Raw genomic sequence first — 2,690 nt, 5'->3', positions numbered from 1 at the left:
TCTTTGCTCAGGCGCTGGCAAATGGCGGTACCAATGCCGCCCATACCACCGGTGACGTACGCTACTTTTTGACTCATGATGTGCTCCTCTTTGTAAAAACCAGGTGTGAATGATAGGGTGAATTAACGCTCAAGTGCCAGCGATACGCCCATGCCGCCGCCAATGCACAGCGCAGCCAGGCCCTTTTTGGCGTTACGACGCTGCATTTCGTGCAGCAGCGTGACCAGAATACGGCAGCCGGACGCACCGATGGGGTGGCCAATGGCAATGGCACCCCCGTTGACGTTGACCTTGGACGGGTCCACTTCAAGTTGCAGGTTGACCGCGCAGGCCTGGGCGGCAAAGGCTTCGTTGAGCTCAAACAGGTCGACGTCGTTCACGCTCCAGCCGGCGCGTGCGAGTGCCTTGCGCGAGGCGGGCACCGGACCCAGACCCATTTGTGCCGGGTCCAGACCGCTGGTGCCAAAGGCGGCAATGCGGGCCAGGGGTGTCAGACCCAGCGCGGCGGCCTTTTTGGCGGTCATGACAACCACAGCAGCGGCACCGTCGTTGATGCCGGATGCGTTGCCGGCGGTAACGGAACCCGCTTTGTCAAACGCCGGGCGCAGGCCAGCCAGTGCTTCGGCATTGGTTTTGCGGTTCAAAAACTCGTCGGTGTTGAACACCACCGGGTCGCCTTTGCGCTGCGGAATGCTGACACCGACGATTTCGTCCTTGAACTTGCCGGCATCTTGCGCGGCAGCGGCTTTTTGCTGGCTGGCCAGGGCCAGGGCGTCTTGCATGTCGCGGCTGATGCTGCAGGCTTTGGCCACGTTTTCGGCGGTGATGCCCATGTGGTAGTTGTTGTAGACGTCCCACAGGCCGTCGACGATCATGGTGTCGGTCATTTTCCAGTCGCCCATGCGCTGGCCGTCACGGCTGCCGTTGAGCACATGCGGGCTGGCGCTCATGTTTTCCTGGCCACCAGCGACCACAATGTCGCTGTCGCCCCAGGCCACGGCCTGCGCGGCCAGCATGACCGACTTGAGACCGGAGCCGCACACGGCATTGATGGTGAGCGCCGGGGTTTCCATGGCCAGGCCCGCTTTCAGGGTGGCCTGGCGCGCCGGGTTTTGTCCGCAGCCAGCAGCAAGCACCTGGCCCATGATGACTTCACCCACCTGGTCGGGTGTGAGTTTGGCGCGGGCGATGGCCTCGCGAATCACGATGCTGCCCAGCTCCATGGCCGATACCTTGGCCAGCGATCCCCCAAACTTGCCTACGGCGGTACGCGCTGCTGAAACGATGACGATGTCTTCCATGATGATCTCTCTGTCCTGTAAAAAAGTAAAAGTAAACGGGTAAAACGGTGATCAGGCTTTGGCCAGCACGTAACGGCCAGGTGCGGGCTCGATGCCCTTGTATTTGCCTTTGCCATAGGTCTTGGGCGCAGCGATCTGTTTGCTCGACTGGCTGGCCAGCCAGTTGGACCAGTCAGTCCACCAACTGCCCGGGTGTTCAACGGCGCCGGCAAACCACTCGTCGTGCGTCTTGGGCAGTTTGCTGTCGTCACGCGTCCAGTAGCAGCGCTTGCCTTTGGCGGGTGGGTTGATCACACCGGCGATGTGGCCGGAGGCGCCCATGACAAAGCGTTTGGACCCCGGGAAAAACCGGGTGGTGGCGTAGGCCCCGTTGATTGGCACAATGTGGTCTTCACGCGAGCCATAGATGTAGATCGGGATGTTGACTTTGCCAAAGTCAACCTTTTCGCCCAGCACCACCGCCTTGCCGGGTTTGCTGAGGTTGTTTTCAAGGTAGGTGTTGCGCAGATACCAGGTGTAGAAGGGGCCCGGCAGGTTGGTGCTGTCGGCGTTCCAGTACAGCAGGTCAAAGGGTGGCGGCGTTTCGCCCTTGAGGTAGTTGCCCACCACATAGTTCCATACCAGATCGTTGGGGCGCAAAAAGCTGAAGGTGCTGGCCATGTCGCTGCCCTTCATCATGCCGCCCTTGCCCATTTCTTTCTCGCGCTTGGCGACAAACTTCTCGTCAATAAACACGTCCAGAACGCCGGTGTCGGCAAAGTCGACCATGGCCGTGAGGAACGTGGCGCTGGCCACCGAGGTGTCGCCGCGTGCCGCCAGCACCGCCAGCGCGGTGGACAGCATGGTGCCGCCCACGCAGAAACCCAGCGTGTTGATGCTGGGCGCGCCGGTGATTTCTTTGGTGACGCTGATGGCCTTGAGGATGGCGTGTTCGATGAAGTTGTCCCAGGTAACCTGGGTCATCGACGCATCGGGGTTGCGCCAGCTCACTACAAAGGTGCGATGCCCTTGCGCCACGGCGTAGCGGATCAACGAATTGTCGGGTTGCAGGTCAAGGATGTAGTACTTGTTGATGCTGGGTGGCACCAGCAAGAATGGCTTTTCGTAAACCTTCTCGGTCAGCGGTTTGTATTCAATGAGCTGGATGTAGTCGTTCTCGAACACCACCATGCCTTCGGTGGTGGCGATATTTTTACCGACCGTGAACAGGCTCTCGTCGGTCATCGACATGTGGCCCTGGTTGTAGTCCTGCAGCAGGTTGCGCACGCCCTTGGCAATGCTCTCGCCCTTGGTGTCAATGGCAGTTTGCAGCGCGTCGGCGTTCATGGACAGGAAATTGCTGGGGGCTGCAGCGGCGTTGAGCTGCTCCACCGTGAAGCGGATGCGGGC

The 2,690-nt window shown here is 60.3% G+C and carries 2 protein-coding genes and 1 pseudogene; all 3 read right to left on the bottom strand.

Features of this window, described 5'->3' with window-relative positions; all coding sequences use genetic code 11:
* A pseudogene (locus tag KBF66_RS19445) lies at positions 1-77 on the bottom strand (beta-ketoacyl-ACP reductase); the annotation flags it as partial.
* 45 nt (positions 78-122) lie between these two features.
* Positions 123-1,301, bottom strand: a complete 1,179-nt coding sequence (locus KBF66_RS19440; RefSeq protein WP_296661402.1) for an acetyl-CoA C-acetyltransferase — start codon at positions 1,299-1,301, stop codon at positions 123-125.
* A gap of 51 nt (positions 1,302-1,352) precedes the next feature.
* The coding region (gene phaC, locus KBF66_RS19435; RefSeq protein ID WP_296661400.1) for a class I poly(R)-hydroxyalkanoic acid synthase at positions 1,353-2,690 on the bottom strand (1,338 nt) is incomplete at its 5' end.

The sequence above is a fragment of the Rhodoferax sp. genome (assembly GCF_018063565.1).
In the GTDB taxonomy this organism is placed as follows: domain Bacteria; phylum Pseudomonadota; class Gammaproteobacteria; order Burkholderiales; family Burkholderiaceae_C; genus Rhodoferax.
Note: the sequence above shows the minus strand (reverse complement) of the source record. Positions and strands in the feature narration are given on the sequence as shown.